Genomic DNA, 2,420 nt, shown 5'->3' with positions numbered 1-2,420 from the left:
GCCCGCAGCGCCGACGGCTCCCCCTGGGCCTCGATGAACACGCCGCGCGGATCGTTGCCGACGAACCCGGCCAGCTCGTGCCGTCCAGCCAGGCCACTGACGAACGGCCGGAAGCCGACGCCCTGGACCAGCCCCTCGACCCTGATCCGGATCCGGCCGGGCCCCTCAGCCGTCACCGGTCAGCGCCCGCTGCACCAGCTCCCACAGGACGTGGTAGAGGGTCACCTGGGCCTCCTGGATCCGGTGCACCGACGGGGACGGCACGACGAACAGGTGATCGGCCAGGCCGTCGGCCGCCATCCGCCCGCCGTCGCCGCCGGCCAGGCCGACGGTCAGGGCGCCGCGGCGGCGCGCCTCGGCGAAGGCGTGCAGCACGTTCGCCGAGCCGCCGCTCGTCGACAGGCCCACCACGATGTCGCCGGGCCGGGCGAAGGCGGCGACCTGGCGGGCGAAGGCCAGGTCGTAGCCGACGTCGTTGGACAGCGCGGTGACGACGGCGGCGTCGGCGGCCAGGCAGGTCGCCGCGAGCGCCCGCCCGCGCGGCGGGTGGGCGAAGAGCTGGGCCAGCGCCTGCGCGTCCGTGGCGCTGCCGCCGTTGCCGACGGCGAACAGCCTCCCGCCGGACTCGAAGGCCGCCGCCGTCCGCGCCGCGCAGCGCGCCAGCTCCTCCCCGTGCAGCCCGGCGACCGTCTCCCGCAGCGCGACGATCTCGTGCGCCTTGGCCGCGCAGGAGCGGCGCACCTCCTCCAGCAGGGCGTCCGGATCGGTGGGCCGGACGTACAGGGACGGGTAGAGGGCCTCGACGCCGGCGCCTTCCGCCGTGCTCATCCGCACTCTCCTCCCACCGCGATGGCCTCGCCGGCGTGCACCAGGACGACGTCACCCGGCCCGGCCTCGACCAGGGCCACGCTGATCTCCTGCGGGCCGCCGGCGGGCCCCTGCGCGATGGCCAGGCCGTCTCCGAGCAACTCGACGACGCGCATGGGCAGGGCGAGGTCGGAACAGGTCAGGCACACCCGCTCCCCCGGCTCCTCGGTCATCGGGCCTCCTCCGGCTGGTCGAGGAAGACGTGCACCAGCTCCCAGAGCAGGTGGTAGACCGTCATGTGGATCTCCCGCACCACGCACGGGTCGCCGGACCGGACGCCGAGGACGTGGTTCACGGCCGGGCTGCGGCCGACGGCGCCGCCGTCCCCGCCTTCTCCGCCCACGAGCGCGACGGTCAGCAGTCCGAGCCCGTGTGCCGCCTCCAGCCCGCGCAGCACGTCCGCGCAGCCGCCGTCCCAGGAGAACCCGAGCGCCATGTCGTGCTCGGCGGCCAGCAGGCGCACCTGCTCGGCGTAGACCTCCTCGAACCCGCTGGTCGCCGCGATGGCGGTCAGCCGGGCGGCGTCATGACTGAGGGAGAGGGCGGGCAGGGCCCTCTTGCCGACGATGACCGGATGGACGAACTCCACGGCCACGTGCTGGGCGTCCGCCGAGGCGCCGCCGTCGCCGAAGACCAGCAGCCGACCGCCCCACGCGAACCGCCGGGCCATGGCCCGGCACGCCAGGGCGATCGAGGCGGCCTCCCCGGCGAGCGCCCGTCCTGGGGCGACCCGCCGCTCGAAGGCCGGCGACACAGGCGTCATCCCGCCTCTCCTTGCCACGAGGCGACGTGGGAGCGGGACGGCCCCGCGTCATGGGACGGCGGCCGGTGTCCCTCGTCCCACAGAGCCGCGCAGGCGCGCAGGACCTCCCCCAGGTCCCGCAGCCGGATCATCGCGGCCTTCAGGTCGCTCAGGCCCGAAGCGGTGATCTCGTACTTCCTGCGCGGAGGTCCCGTCCGCGAGGCGGTCCAGGAGGAGACCAGGCACTGGTCGCGTTCGAGGGCGCGCAGCAGCCGATAGACATGGCCGGGCTCCACCCCCGCCACGCCCAGCTCCCCCAGCCGGTCGATCAGGTCGTAGCCGTGGCTGGGCCGGTTCCAGATCAGGAGAAGCAGGATCGGGGACAACAATCCTCGCCTCTCGCCGCCTTCCATACGAACTCCCCCGCCAGCGGAACGCACCCTCCAAGGGGTAGTAGAACGTCCACGCCGGGCGATTCCCCGGTTCCGCACGCCGTCCTTGCCAACTTCTGGCAGAAGGCAAGCCAAGGGTTAGGTCTCGGGCGGTCAGCGCGCCGCGACGTCCCTCCGGCGTCAGGCGACGGCCACCCACCCCGCGCAGTACGTCGCCCTCCAGCACATCCGGGGCATGGTCACCGGGAAGGCCAATGGTTCCAGAGCCGTGACCAATCGGTAAATCGGCCTGCGAACATTTCGAGAAGACGGAACAATCCTTGCGCCTCGTCACGGGAGGGGTGAAGCTCTTCGGGGCGAGCCGCCGCCGGGTCGCTCTCGAACTCCTCATTCTTCAGCGGGGGCGATGAGTAATGGAG

Annotated in this window: 6 protein-coding genes; all 6 read right to left on the bottom strand. The window is 73.3% G+C overall.

Annotated elements, in window-relative coordinates; all coding sequences use genetic code 11:
- Positions 1–176 (bottom strand): acylphosphatase (locus ACWCSD_RS51555; RefSeq protein ID WP_449927050.1); only part of this gene is annotated, 176 nt, incomplete at its 3' end.
- Complete coding sequence (locus ACWCSD_RS51550) at positions 166–828, bottom strand: D-sedoheptulose-7-phosphate isomerase (protein WP_397159175.1); 663 nt, start codon at positions 826–828, stop codon at positions 166–168. The genes ACWCSD_RS51550 and ACWCSD_RS51555, both read right to left, overlap by 11 nt.
- Positions 825–1,040: a HypC/HybG/HupF family hydrogenase formation chaperone gene (locus tag ACWCSD_RS51545; protein WP_397159173.1), complete on the bottom strand. Its 216-nt coding sequence runs from the start codon at positions 1,038–1,040 to the stop codon at positions 825–827. The genes ACWCSD_RS51550 and ACWCSD_RS51545 overlap by 4 nt, the downstream gene beginning before the upstream one ends.
- A complete protein-coding gene (locus ACWCSD_RS51540) occupies positions 1,037–1,630 on the bottom strand; it encodes a D-sedoheptulose-7-phosphate isomerase (protein WP_397159171.1) in 594 nt (197 codons plus the stop codon). The genes ACWCSD_RS51545 and ACWCSD_RS51540 overlap by 4 nt, the downstream gene beginning before the upstream one ends.
- Positions 1,627–2,022: a PadR family transcriptional regulator gene (locus tag ACWCSD_RS51535; protein ID WP_397159169.1), complete on the bottom strand. Its 396-nt coding sequence runs from the start codon at positions 2,020–2,022 to the stop codon at positions 1,627–1,629. Before ACWCSD_RS51535 ends, ACWCSD_RS51540 begins: the two co-directional genes overlap by 4 nt.
- Positions 2,023–2,240: 218 nt before the next feature.
- The coding region (locus ACWCSD_RS51530) for a hypothetical protein (protein WP_449927045.1) at positions 2,241–2,420 on the bottom strand (180 nt) is incomplete at its 5' end.

This window comes from Nonomuraea sp. NPDC001684 (genome assembly GCF_053596515.1).
The sequence above is the reverse complement of the archived record's forward strand: the minus strand, read 5'-3'. Positions and strand labels throughout refer to the sequence as shown.